This window comes from Campylobacter helveticus, assembly GCF_002080395.1.
GTDB lineage: Bacteria > Campylobacterota > Campylobacteria > Campylobacterales > Campylobacteraceae > Campylobacter_D > Campylobacter_D helveticus.
The window spans coordinates 669,490-685,501 of sequence record NZ_CP020478.1 but is presented as its reverse complement, the minus strand read 5'-3'; the positions used below and the strand labels follow the sequence as shown (position 1 = coordinate 685,501).

Sequence of the window (16,012 nt, the reverse complement as noted above, 5' to 3'; positions counted from 1 at the left end):
AAATCTCCAAATTTTTTCATATAATTATATGGAATTTTAAAGAATTTTATGCTAATTTTCAAGCTTTATAGATTTTAATTTTTATAAATTTTTACTAAACAAGAGGTGTAAATGCGTTTGAAAATTCTTATTCTGCTTTTAAGTTTATTGTTTTTTAATGCTTGTTCAAGAACAGTAAGCGTGAGTCTTAATAACACTGAAAATTCAAATCTAAACAATAGAAACGATGATGTTCCAATCACTCTTATTATCTATCAACTTAAAGATATTAAAAAATTTGAAAATGCAAATGAAGTGGATTTGATCGCTAGAGAAGATGGAGTTTTAGGTAAAGATAAAATTGATTCTTTAAAAATTCAACTTGCCCCACAAGATGAAAATGTTTTTATTATAAAAATAGAAGATGAGGAAGTTCCTTATATAGGAGTGTTAGCTCTCTTTGCCAATAATACTAGAAAAATTACAAAAGTTTGGGCTCAAACTAAAGATGCTAATGGTATTTGGACTAAAAGTTTAAAATTTGAAATTACGCACGAGGGCATTAAAAGAGTGGAAGAATTTAGTAAAAAAACAAAGAAAAAAATAGAGAAAGAGCAAAATGGCAGATAAACTCAAAGTTGCTTGGTTTAATGGCTTAAATATAGACAAAATTCATTTTGAACAACAAGAAAGATATCTGCAAAGGTATGTCGATGTTAAGACCATTGGTGTTGGTAGTAACTTATATGGTATTATAGATATCGAATTTTCTAGGGAATTACTTATAGAGGGCAAAATAGCTCTTACAAAAATTTCTGGTATTAGCAAGGATGGAAGTGTTTTTGATGCACCCCAGCAAGATTTACTTCCCGAACCTTTGGAATTAAAATATGACTCTTTAGTCAATTCTATTATTACTTTAAAAATTCCATTGGGCTTTATGAGTGTAGCTGATATAGCTTTATTAAACAATATGCCAGATACTAAATATATAGCATTAAAGAGTATGATTGGTTCAAGAATTTATGATGAGACAAATCAAGATATCATACAAAATTTAGAAGATGTTAGTGAACAAAGTATGACTTTTACTCAAGAAAAAATTAGCCTTAGTTTAGCAAGTTTAAGACTGAAACTTGGTATATTAGGGGATAGCACAACCGATGAGTTAGAGCTTCCTATCGCCAAAATTAAAAGTATAGATAATAATAAAAAAATAGAACTTGATGAGAGTTTTATCCCAACTTGCCTTGATATCAGTAAAAATTCTGTTGTTAAAGCATTTTTGGAAGAAATTTTATACTCCATAAAATCACATAAAGAAATACTTGGTAATATTTTTAAAGGCATAGACCAAACCAAAAACACTCTTGATTTTAGCACCTATCTAGCTTTGAATTTGCTTAAAAAATATTATCTTATCTTTTCATATCTCAATCACAAAGATAAACTGCATCCTGAATTTTTGTATGAAAAACTTGTTGAATTTCAAGGTGAACTTGGAATTTTTAATACAGAAGGTGCTTTTTTAGAATTTATCCCATACAAACATCAAAATTTAAACGAAAGCTTTATTCCGCTGATGAATAACATACGCATTTTATTTGCCAAAATCACTTCACCTCGTTATACCATGGCAAATGTTACTAGTCTTGGCAATGGTTTTTACGATATGTTCTTTGATAATGCAGGCATAGTGGAAGAAGCTGATATTTTTTTAGCTATCAGTGCTGATGCGAGTTATGAGTATTTACTTCAAAATTTTAAATCTCAAAGCAAACTTTACACCCAAAGTAAGATAAAAAATATCGTTGCCACACAACTTAAAGGCATTAATATAGAACAAATTCCTAATATTCCTTCAGCTTTGCCTTATCTTAATGGATATATTTATTATAAGATAGACAAAAAAGATCCGCTATTTGCTGATTTTAAGGGTGCAAATGTGATTAGTTTATATTTAACTCATAATATCAAAAACCCTGATATAAAAATGTGGGCTGTATTTTAAAGGCACATCATGCGAGAGAATTTTCAAGACACAAATGAAGTAAGTTTGCTTTTAAGTTCTGAACTTAGCGGACTTAAAAATAATAAAGTTATTGACTATGCGTTAGAACTTCTTTTACTCACTTTTAGACTTTCTAAAGTCAGTTCACTTGAAACAAGTGCGATAGAAAATCTTAAAGAAGAATTTGTCAATGACATTTTAACTTGGAGTTCAAAACTAAGCAACTCTAAAGAGTATGATGAAAAGGATATCATTAAGCTTAGGTATTGCCTTTGCGTCTTCATCGATGAAAGCTTAATGAAAAATGAACTTTTTATGGCAAGTTCGTGGGCAAATAACACTCTTACCATTAGACTTTTTGATGAAACTTTAGGGGGAGATAATTTTTATGATATCGCTCTTTCTTGGCTTAACAATCCTGCTAAAAACAAAGATTTTTTAGAATTTATTTATGCCTTGCTTGTATTAGGATATAAGGGCAAATACTCAAACAATAAAGATGTTAATGAAAGGATACTTTATCTTTGTAATAATATAGCTTCATCTTTAAGTCCTCTTTTAAATATAAATGAAGAGTTTGCTTTTACAAAAGCTTATATTGAGCACACCAAAGAAAATTTTTGGCAAAAATTCCAAAGAAGATACTTTAAAGCTACATTTATAGGACTTCCTTTAGCTGTGATTTTACTTGTGTATGTTTATGTTTTATTGGATATTGAAACAAATAATGTAAGAGTTGATGAAAATATTAGCATCTTGCTAGAAATGGATAAAGATATAAATAAAAGTAAAAAACTCTTATAATGTCAATGAAATTATTGGACAAAAATGAGTTAAATTAGAAATTGATGTATAAGGGCTTTTATAGTTTTTAATGCATTAGATATTATTTCTTGTGTTTTATTGTATGCTTTTGGCAAAAGAATATATAAACAAATTGACGAGCTTTTTAATGAGCGGCAATCCTACACATATCCACTAATCCAGTTAATCATGCTCTCTTTTAAATTACTCAACTTTAGAGAAGATGAAAATTTTTTATATATAAGTATTCTTAAAAAAAATTTTTAAGTAGATTCATTTGGAAATTTTTAGAGCTTTTTCTTTTGTAATGTTTAAGGTTTTAAAGCCTTAGTATCTAAATCAAAGGCTATGGATTTGAGTTTTTTACTATTGCCAAATGACATTTTCCTTGTCCTTTTTAAAAAGAGCAATTAAATCACCCACATAGTTTTCATCATTGCTATCACCTAGCCACTCCCAAGTTTTTACATTTTTAGCGAACCAATCGCAGTGTTTTAAACAATTAAACACTAAAATTCCTAAATGAGCTTGAGCATTTTTTTCACCTCTAAACTCATAATGATTTTTAGAAACTTTAGTCAGTCCTGCTCTTTTTGTGGCAAGTTCTTCTATCTTTGCATAAATGTCTTCTAAGTCGTATTCATTTTCTCTTAAAATTTTTTCTTCATCGAGTTCAAATCTTGTTCCAAGCATTGTAAATTCCTTTATGTTAAGATTTTAAATTATAGCATTTTTTAACTACCTACTTCTTCCTAGCTCTCAGCGAGTTGATTGTAAGCAAGGTCTAGGGTTTTTGTATTGAGGTGTTTTTAATGTTTAAAGAAAATGTAGATAAAATCTTTTAAAGAACTTAAGCAAAATTTTATTAATTACCCCCTCAAAACAAATGATGGTTTTTAAATCTTGTATAATCTCATTTTTGTCAATCTTATAAAACTTTGTCGATACAAAATATGCTTCCATTAAGACGCCACTTAAAATCTCAACTTGGATTTCTTGCTGTATCAATGAGATAACCATATTTTTCCTTCATAGCTTCAAACATGGCTTTTTCTTTTATTGTTTCTAAATTCTCTTGAGGCTTTTGATGATTTTTATATTTACCTGCAAGTTTTTCAACGATAGAATTTTGAGTTTGATTTGCTGGATATGCAAGGGCTAATACCTTTTGTTTTTCTTTTATTTACAATTTGAAACAAAATAAAAACAATTAACCTTTCTACTTTATAATTATAAAATAATTATAATAAGGAAAAAATAATGACAAAGCTAATTCAAATCGGTAGTTCTTATGGGATTCGAATCCCTAAGCTTTTGATAGAGAAAGCTAATTTGCGTAATAGTGTCATTGATTTACAAATTGTAGAAGAAGGCTTATTGCTTAAAACAAAAAATGTTAGAAGTGGTTGGGATAGTGAAGCTTTAAGAAAAGAGGCTAAAAAAGAAAAGGTAAATGAGGATTATTTGAGTGAAGATTTAAAAGAGTGGCAATGGTAAAATGGCAACAATTTGATATTGTTTGGATTGATTTAAATCCCACTCGTGGAGCAGAAATAGAAAAGATTAGACCTTGTGTTATTATATCCCCTAATGAACTTTGTTATCTTAAAACAAGATTGATTGCACCCATTAGCTCAAAAGGTTTTGAAGCACCTTATAGAGTGAATTTTACTCTTGAAAATAAGAAAGCTAAAATTTTATGCGACCAAATAAGATGTGTTAGTATTGAAAGATTTAAAAATAAAATTGCTGTTTTGGAGCCAAAAAAGCAAAAAGAATTGAAAGAGATTTTAAGGCAAATGTTTGAATAATTAAAGGTAAGATGAAACTTATTTTATCGGTCATAGCGTTTATTTGGATATTTATGGCTTATAGTTATCATTTTAGGGAAATAATTTATCTTTTAATAGTAACTTTTATTATTTTTACAGTAGTTTGTTTCATTCTAAAAAAATGGAGATGTCTTATTACTTTTTGTTTAGGTATGACTTTTATATTTCTTTCGCTCAAGTTATTTGGAATACTAGGAGGACTTGTTAAATGAAATATTTCATAACGATTTATATTCATTGGTTGAGTGTTTTATGGATTTTAAAAATCAATGTTATTGGGAAATGGAAGACCTCACCCACGCCTTCCTAGGACTTACTAAAGATAAAAGCCCCGATGAACTTGATAAATAGACGATGAAATAAAAATGCAAAAACTCAAAAATGCTGATTGGAAAGATTTTGATAAAAATGGTATGAAAGTTTAGAAACAAATGAATTTAATGATGGTTTTTGGGGGTTTGGAACGGGAACAAATTCTATTAATGATACGGCTGGAAAAGTTTTTAAAAATAACCACTATGTAATGGATAATAATACACAAACGAACACTTATGATTTTAAAAAACTAAGAAGTCATCAAACTTTCAAACCCTCTAACCGCCTTACTTTAGAAATTTCTAAAGAACAATATGAAACACTTTTGCAAGATATACAAAAAGATTACGAAATGACAAAAGATATAAAACCACAAAGTCTAAAATCTATCAATGAGGAATTTACTTATAAACTTCTTGATAATAATTGCGTTACTTGGGTCATTAGAAAACTTTCAAATATAGGCATAGAACTCATTGATGAAACTTATACTATCCCTGGAAATTTTATGGAACTCCTCCCCACCATAAAACTCATTCACTCCACCTTCTTTAAATTCCAAAACATTGACGATAATCTTAAAAGCATTAAGGGCGCAAAAGCTTTTAGGGATTGGGCTAGAACTATGATGAATAATGATTATATTTGCTATATTGATGATAAAGCTTTAGAGCAAAAACTCAAGGCAGTATGTCAAACAAAAGATGAAATACTTTATCAAATCTTTAAACTAGTTCATACTAAAAAAATGAAATTAGAAAATATCTATTCTACCCTTGATAAACTCCTTGACAAGCTGATTCAAAGATTAAAAGAGACAAATACAAATTATGAAAATTTAAAAGGTGATTTTAAATTCATTTATTTTGATAAAAAAGATGGGCAAATCAAACTTTTAAAAGCAAGTAACAATTATGAAGCTATCATTATACAAGAATTAGATTTAAGTCAAAAGCATTATAATTTTAGTGTTTGCAAATTTTACCCTTTCATCTTTAAACTAAAAGATGAAATGATTTCAAGAATACTTTATCATAAATATAATTATGGCAATATTTCACAAGAATATCAAAAAGATAGAAATGAATTTTATTTTAATGTTTTAGCAGGAAAAAGAAGTGAGAAATACTGGAGTTCTAGTTATCATAAAATGACTAAGCATCTGGGGAAAGTTTATGTCTCTTAAGAAAATAAAAGAAACAATCTTTGCTTATGATAAAGAAGTGATTGATTGTAAGATTTTAAGGGCTAAAAATATTGATATTATCAATTCTTCCATATACCTATGTGGAGTAAAGCTCCAAGGCTCCCAAGAACTCCCCAACCATCCTTTCTTCTTTGGAGAATTAGACAAAGAAGGAAACATTAAACAAGAACAACCAAGTTATTACTTTGCCCCTAAAGATGAAACACTTGATAAGGGAAAACTCACTATTTATCTTCATAACCTTACCTTAACACTTTTAAACTACTCTCTTAGTAATGAAAGCTTAAAGATTAAACTTAAACTCACCCATAAAGAAAACATCAAAACACTAGAACAAACAAGATTAACCTTAAATCAAAACAAAGCACTAGAAATAAAAGCCAAACAAAGCAAAGCTTCTTTATATGCTGTGCTTGAAGATGATGTGATTAGATGTCCTCACGGAGGTAAGGTAATCCTTAAATCAAACAAAGGAATATTATGATAGTTTTAATATTTTTCATATTCACACCTCTAGTTTTACTTCTTGTTTTGAAATGGAAAATACGCTATGTTATTTTAATTTTTATAGCTTTGGGGATATTTTACTATACGCCTTATTCATATTATTTAGAGCCAAGTTATTGGGAGTTTAGGAGACTATGCAAGTTAAATGAGTTGCCAAACAATGAAGAGAAGTATAATAAAATTTTGGGATATTTTGATACGGATTTAGATAGTTTGGATTGGAAGGAGTTGAATAAAGGAAAATGGAAAGTAACCAATGAAAATGGATATTATAAAAAAGGAATCTACGAATATGCAACTTTAAGCGAAAAGAAACAATTAAATTTAAGATCAGGAATGGTAGCGTTTTTTTAAGCAACAAATCTCCAATAAATAGATACAATATTTATCAAATGTCAATAGACATTTCTTGGGATACAAGACGCTATTTTTTAGAGAGGCGTGGAGTAAGCTACAATTATGAGTGGATAGAAAGAACATTGAGTTGTGTTGATGTAGCAAAGGAAAATATGATTCCAAAGAGGCAAAGTGATGACAAATAAGGGAATGATTAAAAAGTTAAAAGATAATGCAGAATTAGCTTGGGCTGCTTATGGTTATTATGATTTAATGACAAACGATACTAGTCAAGCATTTATTGTGTTAAAAGATAAAGAAGGAAAGGACAGAATAGATTCTAGTGGAAATTCCATCGTAAAACAAATTACTTTTGCTGATATTATGGATAATACCTATAAAAATTATAAAGCATATCGTCTCAATCCAAAAATAAAGAAAAAAGAAAAAATAGGCAAACTCAAAGGCGATTTTACTCCCACTCAAGCTAAGAATTTCTTTGATAAATATAATTTATTAGATTTCTATCCTAAATTTGATGCAAAAAACAATTAAAAGGCTTCCACGCTGCTTTATTCCAAGATAAGCAAAGCAAAGAATATACTCTAGCTATAAGGGGAAGCTTTGATTTAGATGATTATATGACGGACTTTATTTCTCTTTTGAAAGATTCTAAGATTCCCTTTGACTATCTTCACACAATGTGCAAGCTAAAGGATAAAATAATATGAAAAATAAGCTTTATCATTATTTTAATCATAAAGAAAAACCAAATGATTTTAAAAAACAATTCTTTAAAAATATAAAACAAACTTTATTTTATCTTTTCCTTGCCATCTTAACTTTTTATAATATTACTTATTTAACTCTTTTAACCTTTTCCCCTTTTCCTTTCTTTGGATGGATTAGCTTATTTATACTTTCTACTATATGGGTATATTTATTTTTAAAGCTTGTCTTTTATCTTATCTTTAAACTTTTTAATATTGATAAAAAAATTAAAAAGTTTTATTTGTTTTTACCTTATCCTTTGTTTATGATTGCTTGGTTTAGCTATTCTTTTGTGCCTCTTGAATGGCAAAGTAGTTTTAAAGAATTTGAGAATTTGTGTAAGAATTTAAAAGATAAAGAAGTGATTTATAATCAAGAAGTTTATGATAGGGTTAAAGGCAAGAACAATGTTGTAAAAGTAAAATTTGTTGAGAGCAATATGGGATTAAGGATACAAAAAGTAGAATATCAATATTATGAAATTGCAACAAATGTTTTATATAAAAGTTATTATACATATGGTTGGCTTGATATAGGTATGTTTGCTAAAAATGGAAGAACATTAGGTTGCGATGGCATTGATGAATATAAGAAAAAAATAAAAGAAAGAGACTATTAATGTGTGAAAAACAAGCCAAATATATGAAACTTTATAAATATGCCAGAATTTGCTGGGCTAGCTATTCTACAGGTTTAAACGATGGGATGTTTGGGAAAGAAGGTTTTGGATATGTTGACAGTGAAATGTCCAAACAAAGAATTAGCAAGAAGCAATTTTTACCTACATACTTCCAAGCCTTAACCCAAAGCTCTATGCTTGTGTTTGATGCTTATAATATTAGTTTTGATGAAGATAATGCTAATGAATTTGTAAATCGTTATGAAGTATTAGCCTTTACTCAAGATAATGATACAGGTTTTTCTGCTACACTATTTTACGATAAAGAGAAAGATAAATTTGTGGTGGGATTTAGGGGGACCGAAACCGATATCGATGAAATAGAAGAGATTTTAATGGATTTAGTTCAAGACATAGCCCTTTCTCTTGATGGAAACCTTCAATCTTCCGCCCTTTTAGACTTCTTAAAACAAGTGGATAAAATAATCAAAAATGAAAACAAAAACATTGTATTTGTAGGACACTCCTTAGGAGGATATTTAGCCCAAATGGCTTTTATTTATTGTGATAAAAAACATAAAGATAAATTATCTTTTAGTCCTAGCGAAGTTTATACCTTTAATGCTCCTAGTATTTATGGATAGTCAATTATGGGAGTATTATTATGAAAGAAAAATTTCAATGGACTAAGTTTATATTGGATTGTTTTTTGTGTTTATGTGTTGTAATTATATCACCATTTATATATTCTTACCTAATAAAAAATGATAATTTACAATGGTTATTATACCCCACACAATGGTTATTATACCCCACACAATGGTTATTATACCCCACACAATGGATTTTTAATATTAATACTCACACTATTAATGATATAGCAATTTTAATTGTTGGTTTTTTTTCCTTAAGCATCGTTTTATTTCTTATTATCAATTTCTTTTATAAAATACACAAATTAAGTTTATTTTTATCGTTAATTTTTATGATATGTTATGCGGCATTTGGATATTATTTTTTCAACCATTTATAAGGAAAAATTTATGCCATACTTCGTAACCATTTATATTGACCCTATGGATTTTAGCATTCCTCACGCCTTCTTAGGACTTACAAGAAAGCATCCCGATGAACTTGATAAAGTAGATGAACAATTAAGACAAGAATATCTTAAAAACAAAGAATGGGGTAAGATAGATCAAAAATGGTATGAAAGTTTAGAAACAAATGAATTTAATGATGGTTTTTATGGTTTTACACCCGTAAAATCTACTACTAACCATTGGGGCAAAGTTTTTGAGAATAATCAATATATTCCAAATTGGAGTGAAAAAAGAGAACAATATGAGTATGAGTTAAGAAGTGTTAATGTTTTTCAACAATACAACCGCCTTACCCTAGAAATTTCAAAAGAACAATATGAAACCTTATTAAATGAAATTAAAAAAGATATAGAAAAAACAAAAGATAGGAATCCTAATTTAACGCAAGATGATAGTCAAATGGTAAGTTTAGAGACATTGAAAGAGAATTTGTATTATAACTCTTATCCTCTTAATAAATTTCCCTTTCACAACTGCACCACTTGGGTTTTAAATAAACTAGATTTTATCGGCATAGAGGTCATTTATACTCAAGAATGGATACCCAATGCTCCTATATTAGATGATTTAAAAGAGCTTTTCCCCACCATAAAACTCATTCACTCCACCTTCTTTAAATTCCAAAACATTGACGATAATCTTAAAAGCATTAAGGGCGCAAAAGCTTTTAGGGATTGGGCTAGAACTATGATGAATAATGATTATATTTGCTATATTGATGATAAAGCTTTAGAGCAAAAACTCAAGGCAGTATGTCAAACAAAAGATGAAATACTTTATCAAATCTTTAAACTAGTTCATACTAAAAAAATGAAATTAGAAAATATCTATTCTACCCTTGATAAACTCCTTGACAAGCTGATTCAAAGATTAAAAGAGACAAATACAAATTATGAAAATTTAAAAGGTGATTTTAAATTCATTTATTTTGATAAAAAAGATGGGCAAATCAAACTTTTAAAAGCAAGTAACAATTATGAAGCTATCATTATACAAGAATTAGATTTAAGTCAAAAGCATTATAATTTTAGTGTTTGCAAATTTTACCCTTTCATCTTTAAACTAAAAGATGAAATGATTTCAAGAATACTTTATCATAAATATAATTATGGCAATATTTCACAAGAATATCAAAAAGATAGAAATGAATTTTATTTTAATGTTTTAGCAGGAAAAAGAAGTGAGAAATACTGGAGTTCTAGTTATCATAAAATGACTAAGCATCTGGGGAAAGTTTATGTCTCTTAAGAAAATAAAAGAAACAATCTTTGCTTATGATAAAGAAGTGATTGATTGTAAGATTTTAAGGGCTAAAAATATTGATATTATCAATTCTTCCATATACCTATGTGGAGTAAAGCTCCAAGGCTCCCAAGAACTCCCCAACCATCCTTTCTTCTTTGGAGAATTAGACAAAGAAGGAAACATTAAACAAGAACAACCAAGTTATTACTTTGCCCCTAAAGATGAAACACTTGATAAGGGAAAACTCACTATTTATCTTCATAACCTTACCTTAACACTTTTAAACTACTCTCTTAGTAATGAAAGCTTAAAGATTAAACTTAAACTCACCCATAAAGAAAACATCAAAACACTAGAACAAACAAGATTAACCTTAAATCAAAACAAAGCACTAGAAATAAAAGCCAAACAAAGCAAAGCTTCTTTATATGCTGTGCTTGAAGATGATGTGATTAGATGTCCTCACGGAGGTAAGGTAATCCTTAAATCAAACAAAGGAAAAAGCTTTAAATCAAATGGAGTGCCTTTAATCTTGGAAAGTGATTATTTAAATTCAAAGATACAAGGCTGTTCTCATACCATAGCAGGGGTGAGTGTTCCTTGCACTCGTGTTGTCAATGTTAAAGGTTCTTTATCTCAAAAGAAAGTTAATGATGAATTTGTTATCTTGCAAGAATTAGTGAGTAATTCAATCACAAATCAAGGCTTTGCTTTAAAGTGTGTGCCTAAGCTCAATCAATTTATTTTTGATCATAGTTTTAATCCTTTAGAGGGATTAGAACAACAAAGCAAAAGCTTAACAAAACTTCAAGAGCCTATGATAAGATTGCATTATAAAAGTGATAGATTTCAAAAAGATAATTTACCCATCTATAGGTTTAGTTTAAATGATAATCCAAGACAAGAAAATGAACCTTTAACACAACTCAATTTAGAAAAAGAAATCTTAGAAATCAAAGACAAAGAACAAGAAAATTCACAAAACACTCTAACCCTCTTAGAAAGTCTAAAGAATGAATTTAAAAAAGAGATGCTTTTTAAACAAATCAAACTTAAAATTGATACTAATCTGATTTATATTTATTTTATAATCCCTCAAAGCATTCCTAAAATTTACAAAGAAGCCTATGAAAACTATAAGGATAAAGACTATGGGATAGGAGAATTTAAGCAACTTCATTCTTATACAAATATCAAAGCTTTAAAACTAAGTCAAGAAGAAGTTAAAGATAAAATGCCAAATTATACTGAATATATTTTTGCTTTTATGACTCCTTATAAGGCAAAAAAGATAAAATTTGAATTTGCTTTAGGGATAGATGAATGTATCCGTAAAGAAGATGAAAAAGAAAAGAAAAGAGTTAGTGAGATTGTAGTGGTGAATGGAGGATTTGATGTTGATTGGTGATATGATAATGCTTAGGGTGAAAATAAATGATATGCTAGGGCTTAATGGCAGTGAGAAACCCCAAAGGATTGATTTTATTTGTGCTGATTTTTATATCTTGCATAAGCTTTTAAAAAATAAAGATGAAATTTTTAATTCTTTTAAAAAATCTCTTTTTGAAGAACTTATAGAGAATTTTTTTACAATCCTACGCGCAAATTCCAATGTCCAAATTTATATCCATACGCTTGGGGTTATCAGCGAAGAAATGGATATAAAAGATTTGCAAAAAGATAAGATGGGCTATATCCTTGAAACTCCAAAAGCTGAACCCATAAAAGAAAGTGAGGCAAATGGCATTAGGGGCATTAAAATTATAACTTACAAGCCTAATAATATCTTTATCAATTTTTTATCAGCTTTGCAAAAGCATTTCAAGGATACGAAAGACATACAAACGATCAGTGATCTTTTAAAAGCTCTTAGCGATGAAAATCTTACAAGCAAAGACTTAAAAGCACAAAATGCAAAAGAGCCATTAATACAAATATTGCAAGAACACAAAAACTCCATTAAAAAAGAAATTCGAGCCATACGAGAAAATAAACTTTTTGACACACTTATTAAAAACGAACTTGAAGAGAGCTTGGAGCAAAATTTTAAAGGACTTTTAGAACAAATCAACAAATTTGGCAAAAGTTTAGATGATGAAAAACACAAAATGATCACAAGTGCCATCATGGGAGGTTTTGTGAGCATATCCGTCGGCTTTTCTATTATAAGTTTAGCCTTAAGCCTTAAACAAATAGAACAAAAAGGCAACGATGTATTCATAGGACCTCTGCTTGAGTTTTTAGCAGGTGAATTTGGTATGTTTGCAAATCATATCAACACCAAACTTTTAAGCTCTGCTTTAATCGTAGAAAAAAATGATAAAAAACATCTACTTGATTTATCTTGTTTTACTTTGGGTATGAGTGAAAATTTACATTTTCTATCTTTAAATTTAGCCTATGAAGCAAATTGTGATATGAATTTTGATACAGATCAATTCTTTCAGCAAGTCCAAGACAAAACCAATTCAGGGGAAGCAAAAGAAGAAAAAAAGCAAAGCTTTAAGCTAAATTCAAAGTTTAAATTAAATTACGAAGAGCAAAAAAGCCTTAAAAATTACGCCGAAGAACAAGTTAAGAAATTTAATCATTTTGCCTATATAGAAAGCCCTCATTTTAACTCCTCTGACCTTGCTGAGATTTTTTCAAATAAAGAAAACAAAACAGCAAGCAGCATGGGGAAAAATTATCTTTTAATTACAAATTTCCCAAACAAATATAACGCCAAGCTTACAGAGCTTTTAACAAATCAAATTGTTGGTAATAAAATCATAGATCAATACAGAAAAAAAGAACCATCTTTTAATTTTAATCCAAATCAAAGCACTTATAATAGCGTTAGAGATTATAGTAATTTTAAGATAAATGTAGAAGATGAAGACGATAAGCCTTATGTTTTACAGCTTTCTTTATTTCAAAAAATAGCAAAAAAAGAATATGAAAAAGAGAAAGAAGAAATTGAGGAATTTGAAAATGAACGCGAAGAATTATTAGATTTAGCACGAAGGGCTGATTTTTTTAAAACAACGCCAGATGCTTACGGATATCCTGAGTATAAAACGATACTTGATTTATATCGGGATAAAGAAAGAGATATTTGTGATGAATTTTCAAACAAAGAATTTTCCCTACCTTATATCTCAAGCCATTTTAAACAAGCTAAAGACAAAGAAGATATTATACTTAATGAAAAAGAAGCTATTAAAGAATATCTTAGTTTGATTGAAACATTTCTCTTTGAAAATATACACCAACCAAAAGCAAAAGCAAGATCAACAACTTATAGTATCTTAGAATGCTTCATTATAGCTTATGCTTTATATCATATCGCCCAAAAATTTCCAAGTGTCAATTTACAAATGAGTTTGGGCTATAATGTCAATCATAAAATCGATTTCAATCAAGAAAATTTAGAATGTAAAGATTATCCATTGAGCGAAGAACAAAGAGATAATCAATCCATAAAACCCGAAAACATTATAGATTGGGAGCTATATCAACACATAGAGTATGATAATGCTAAATTTTGTATCTATTTATATAACTTTACTCTGACTCACACCAAAGAAAAAAGTGATATTTTTATACAAAAGCTTTTAAATTCTTTTCTTCAAGGCACAACTTCTACCAGTCAAAGCCTTTGTGAGAGATTAAAAAAAGATTTAAACCAGCCTTTGGAGTCTTTTTCCCTTTTTGAAGAAAATGGGGATTTTGAAACAAAATTTAAGAAACTAGACTATGAAAATTTAGAGGAGCAAATCAAACAATTGCAAGATAAAAATTTAGAAGAACTTCTTAAAATTTCTTTCTTTAAAGTCCTAGCTTCTGCCTTTCCTTTTATGAATTTCTTTATCGATAATGAACTTAAAAACTATGAACACGCCTTTAAAATCTTCACTACCTTGCTCACTCAAGGACTTGATGAAGTTTTTTTAAATGAACTTGGCTTTTTTCATCTTGCCAAGCAAAAAATACAGCCTGATAAAACCTTTGTAAAAATTAGCATAGATGATGAAGTTTTAAAAGATAAAGAAAAGCTTAAAAAATATAGTCAATTTTTCTTAAAGGCTGATTTGATTCACACTCAAAAACAAAAGGAAATTTTTGAAAAAAAACAAGCTCTTATCACAAACAAGCTAGATAGCATAGCAACATTAGAAAAAATTTCACCAAACTTAGCTAAAGCAAAACTCATAAATGAGCTATACGCAAAAAATGAGATTAAGATAGGTGGAGAAAAACTTACGAAAGATGATGTAAGACTACTTAAAAATATGTTCTTTTATCATAATGATACAACCAATCACCAAAGAGCTGGGATAGGATATATCCAACTTCAAAGTACACTTGCCAAAGCAAAAAGCTTTCATAAAACAAAAATAATCGCACAATTTAGAGCCAACCTCGCAGAAGCTATAACTTCAGCTGGTTTAGATCTCATTTTAGAGTCCATCTTTCCAAGTCATTACGAAGCGATAAAAAGAAGCCATAAATTAGCCATTCATAAATTTTACACCTTTAAATACGACGCACCTTTGGCAGTGGAAAAGGAAGATTTCGTGTATTATCCCATGAGGATTAATTCTAAAATGATGAGTTTTGATTTTAAAGATATCATTTATGGTTTAGAGCTTCGCACGGGAGTTTTTGTCTCGCACCTAAGCCTAATGTATAATCTTTACTACGAGCACTCAAGAGAAAATCAAGAATTCGCCCTAAGAAGACTCTTATCCTATCTCATCATCGATGAAAAAAGGGGTGTGAGTTCTAAAGATGAGATGAAAGAGCCTAAAGATTTTATTAGCGATAAGGAATTTTTTAGCAAAGCTTATAAAAACATAGAAATTCATCATTGCACGATTTATCAGCTTGAAACAACGAGTGCTTTGTATAAAGAATTTAGAAGAAGAGAAAGAAGAAATAAATTTAAAGATGATAGAGCGGCTCCTATTCGTTTATACAATGAAGCCTTAGCCATCCTTGAAGACTATGCAAATCATTATTTTACCAATACTCTCATAGAAGGTCAATATCTATTTGATAAAAGAAAAGCTAGAAAACTAATTAAGGCTTTAGATATCATAGGACAAAATAATCTTAAAGCCGTGTATGTCAAAGAAAAGAATGAGGGAGAAAAAGCTGAAAAAAATATAGCTAGCGATACTCTTAATAAAACAAACAATAAAACAGATTCAAAAGATGAACCAACGATTCCTACCAAAGCCATAGGCAGACTAGCCACGACTATCATCATAGAAGATGGTTTATATTTAGGATAAGAAA

17 protein-coding genes are annotated in these 16,012 nt (G+C 29.0%); 15 read left to right on the top strand and 2 right to left on the bottom strand.

Annotated elements, in window-relative coordinates:
• The first annotated feature begins 111 nt into the window (after positions 1-111).
• The 3 genes from tssJ to icmH are packed head-to-tail and all read left to right on the top strand — an operon-like array spanning position 112 to position 2,794.
• Positions 112-609 (top strand): type VI secretion system lipoprotein TssJ, encoded by a 498-nt coding sequence (gene tssJ, locus CHELV3228_RS03575; RefSeq protein WP_082199562.1) that lies wholly within the window; start codon positions 112-114, stop codon positions 607-609.
• A complete protein-coding gene (tssK, locus tag CHELV3228_RS03570; RefSeq protein ID WP_082199561.1) occupies positions 599-1,990 on the top strand; it encodes a type VI secretion system baseplate subunit TssK in 1,392 nt (463 codons plus the stop codon). Before tssJ ends, tssK begins: the two co-directional genes overlap by 11 nt.
• 9 nt (positions 1,991-1,999) lie before the next feature.
• Positions 2,000-2,794, top strand: coding sequence for a type IVB secretion system protein IcmH/DotU (gene icmH / locus CHELV3228_RS03565; RefSeq protein ID WP_171050692.1), 795 nt, complete (start codon positions 2,000-2,002; stop codon positions 2,792-2,794).
• 366 nt (positions 2,795-3,160) lie between these two features.
• Here the strand turns inward: icmH and CHELV3228_RS03560 are convergent, their stop codons facing one another.
• Positions 3,161-3,487 carry a hypothetical protein gene (locus tag CHELV3228_RS03560; protein ID WP_082199559.1) on the bottom strand — a complete coding sequence of 109 codons (327 nt, stop codon included), beginning with the start codon at positions 3,485-3,487 and terminating at the stop codon, positions 3,161-3,163.
• A 123-nt stretch (positions 3,488-3,610) separates the two neighbouring features.
• On the bottom strand, positions 3,611-3,814 hold the full coding sequence (locus CHELV3228_RS10525; RefSeq protein ID WP_082199558.1) for a hypothetical protein: 204 nt from the start codon (positions 3,812-3,814) through the stop codon (positions 3,611-3,613).
• Positions 3,815-4,054: 240 nt separating this feature from the next.
• Here CHELV3228_RS10525 and CHELV3228_RS03550 point away from each other — a divergent pair, with 240 nt between their 5' ends.
• The 12 genes from CHELV3228_RS03550 to CHELV3228_RS03485 all read left to right on the top strand — a co-directional run bounded on the left by CHELV3228_RS03550 (position 4,055) and on the right by CHELV3228_RS03485 (position 16,008).
• A complete protein-coding gene (locus tag CHELV3228_RS03550; protein ID WP_082199557.1) occupies positions 4,055-4,291 on the top strand; it encodes an AbrB/MazE/SpoVT family DNA-binding domain-containing protein in 237 nt (78 codons plus the stop codon).
• Positions 4,285-4,605, top strand: a complete 321-nt coding sequence (locus tag CHELV3228_RS03545) for a type II toxin-antitoxin system PemK/MazF family toxin (RefSeq protein ID WP_082199556.1) — start codon at positions 4,285-4,287, stop codon at positions 4,603-4,605. The genes CHELV3228_RS03550 and CHELV3228_RS03545 overlap by 7 nt, the downstream gene beginning before the upstream one ends.
• A 544-nt stretch (positions 4,606-5,149) precedes the next feature.
• Positions 5,150-6,127 carry a hypothetical protein gene (locus CHELV3228_RS10520; protein ID WP_244289607.1) on the top strand — a complete coding sequence of 326 codons (978 nt, stop codon included), beginning with the start codon at positions 5,150-5,152 and terminating at the stop codon, positions 6,125-6,127.
• Positions 6,117-6,632, top strand: coding sequence for a hypothetical protein (locus tag CHELV3228_RS10385; RefSeq protein ID WP_174900349.1), 516 nt, complete (start codon positions 6,117-6,119; stop codon positions 6,630-6,632). Before CHELV3228_RS10520 ends, CHELV3228_RS10385 begins: the two co-directional genes overlap by 11 nt.
• Positions 6,629-7,009, top strand: coding sequence for a hypothetical protein (locus CHELV3228_RS10380; RefSeq protein WP_315971468.1), 381 nt, complete (start codon positions 6,629-6,631; stop codon positions 7,007-7,009). Before CHELV3228_RS10385 ends, CHELV3228_RS10380 begins: the two co-directional genes overlap by 4 nt.
• 38 nt (positions 7,010-7,047) lie before the next feature.
• Positions 7,048-7,197, top strand: a complete 150-nt coding sequence (locus CHELV3228_RS10740; protein WP_156890188.1) for a hypothetical protein — start codon at positions 7,048-7,050, stop codon at positions 7,195-7,197.
• On the top strand, positions 7,187-7,546 hold the full coding sequence (locus CHELV3228_RS03515) for a hypothetical protein (protein WP_082199554.1): 360 nt from the start codon (positions 7,187-7,189) through the stop codon (positions 7,544-7,546). The genes CHELV3228_RS10740 and CHELV3228_RS03515 overlap by 11 nt, the downstream gene beginning before the upstream one ends.
• Positions 7,547-7,718: 172 nt before the next feature.
• Positions 7,719-8,381 carry a hypothetical protein gene (locus CHELV3228_RS03510; protein WP_082199553.1) on the top strand — a complete coding sequence of 221 codons (663 nt, stop codon included), beginning with the start codon at positions 7,719-7,721 and terminating at the stop codon, positions 8,379-8,381.
• Positions 8,381-9,025, top strand: coding sequence for a Tle-like phospholipase domain-containing protein (locus tag CHELV3228_RS03505; protein ID WP_240811588.1), 645 nt, complete (start codon positions 8,381-8,383; stop codon positions 9,023-9,025). Before CHELV3228_RS03510 ends, CHELV3228_RS03505 begins: the two co-directional genes overlap by 1 nt.
• Positions 9,026-9,424: 399 nt before the next feature.
• Positions 9,425-10,732 carry a hypothetical protein gene (locus CHELV3228_RS10515; RefSeq protein ID WP_244289606.1) on the top strand — a complete coding sequence of 436 codons (1,308 nt, stop codon included), beginning with the start codon at positions 9,425-9,427 and terminating at the stop codon, positions 10,730-10,732.
• Positions 10,722-12,137, top strand: coding sequence for a hypothetical protein (locus CHELV3228_RS03490; RefSeq protein ID WP_082199552.1), 1,416 nt, complete (start codon positions 10,722-10,724; stop codon positions 12,135-12,137). The genes CHELV3228_RS10515 and CHELV3228_RS03490 overlap by 11 nt, the downstream gene beginning before the upstream one ends.
• Positions 12,124-16,008 carry a hypothetical protein gene (locus CHELV3228_RS03485; RefSeq protein WP_082199551.1) on the top strand — a complete coding sequence of 1,295 codons (3,885 nt, stop codon included), beginning with the start codon at positions 12,124-12,126 and terminating at the stop codon, positions 16,006-16,008. The genes CHELV3228_RS03490 and CHELV3228_RS03485 overlap by 14 nt, the downstream gene beginning before the upstream one ends.
• The last annotated feature ends 4 nt before the right edge of the window (positions 16,009-16,012 follow it).

What these genes read in the sequence shown, in the direction of transcription:
- tssJ (WP_082199562.1), top strand. Translation starts at nt 112, where the DNA reads ATGCGTTTGAAAATTCTTATTCTGCTTTTAAGTTTATTGTTTTTTAAT.
- tssK (WP_082199561.1), top strand. Translation starts at nt 599, where the DNA reads ATGGCAGATAAACTCAAAGTTGCTTGGTTTAATGGCTTAAATATAGAC.
- icmH (WP_171050692.1), top strand. Translation starts at nt 2,000, where the DNA reads ATGCGAGAGAATTTTCAAGACACAAATGAAGTAAGTTTGCTTTTAAGT.
- CHELV3228_RS03560 (WP_082199559.1), bottom strand. Translation starts at nt 3,487, where the DNA reads ATGCTTGGAACAAGATTTGAACTCGATGAAGAAAAAATTTTAAGAGAA.
- CHELV3228_RS10525 (WP_082199558.1), bottom strand. Translation starts at nt 3,814, where the DNA reads ATGGTTATCTCATTGATACAGCAAGAAATCCAAGTTGAGATTTTAAGT.
- CHELV3228_RS03550 (WP_082199557.1), top strand. Translation starts at nt 4,055, where the DNA reads ATGACAAAGCTAATTCAAATCGGTAGTTCTTATGGGATTCGAATCCCT.
- CHELV3228_RS03545 (WP_082199556.1), top strand. Translation starts at nt 4,285, where the DNA reads ATGGTAAAATGGCAACAATTTGATATTGTTTGGATTGATTTAAATCCC.
- CHELV3228_RS10520 (WP_244289607.1), top strand. Translation starts at nt 5,150, where the DNA reads ATGGATAATAATACACAAACGAACACTTATGATTTTAAAAAACTAAGA.
- CHELV3228_RS10385 (WP_174900349.1), top strand. Translation starts at nt 6,117, where the DNA reads ATGTCTCTTAAGAAAATAAAAGAAACAATCTTTGCTTATGATAAAGAA.
- CHELV3228_RS10380 (WP_315971468.1), top strand. Translation starts at nt 6,629, where the DNA reads ATGATAGTTTTAATATTTTTCATATTCACACCTCTAGTTTTACTTCTT.
- CHELV3228_RS10740 (WP_156890188.1), top strand. Translation starts at nt 7,048, where the DNA reads ATGTCAATAGACATTTCTTGGGATACAAGACGCTATTTTTTAGAGAGG.
- CHELV3228_RS03515 (WP_082199554.1), top strand. Translation starts at nt 7,187, where the DNA reads ATGACAAATAAGGGAATGATTAAAAAGTTAAAAGATAATGCAGAATTA.
- CHELV3228_RS03510 (WP_082199553.1), top strand. Translation starts at nt 7,719, where the DNA reads ATGAAAAATAAGCTTTATCATTATTTTAATCATAAAGAAAAACCAAAT.
- CHELV3228_RS03505 (WP_240811588.1), top strand. Translation starts at nt 8,381, where the DNA reads ATGTGTGAAAAACAAGCCAAATATATGAAACTTTATAAATATGCCAGA.
- CHELV3228_RS10515 (WP_244289606.1), top strand. Translation starts at nt 9,425, where the DNA reads ATGCCATACTTCGTAACCATTTATATTGACCCTATGGATTTTAGCATT.
- CHELV3228_RS03490 (WP_082199552.1), top strand. Translation starts at nt 10,722, where the DNA reads ATGTCTCTTAAGAAAATAAAAGAAACAATCTTTGCTTATGATAAAGAA.
- CHELV3228_RS03485 (WP_082199551.1), top strand. Translation starts at nt 12,124, where the DNA reads ATGTTGATTGGTGATATGATAATGCTTAGGGTGAAAATAAATGATATG.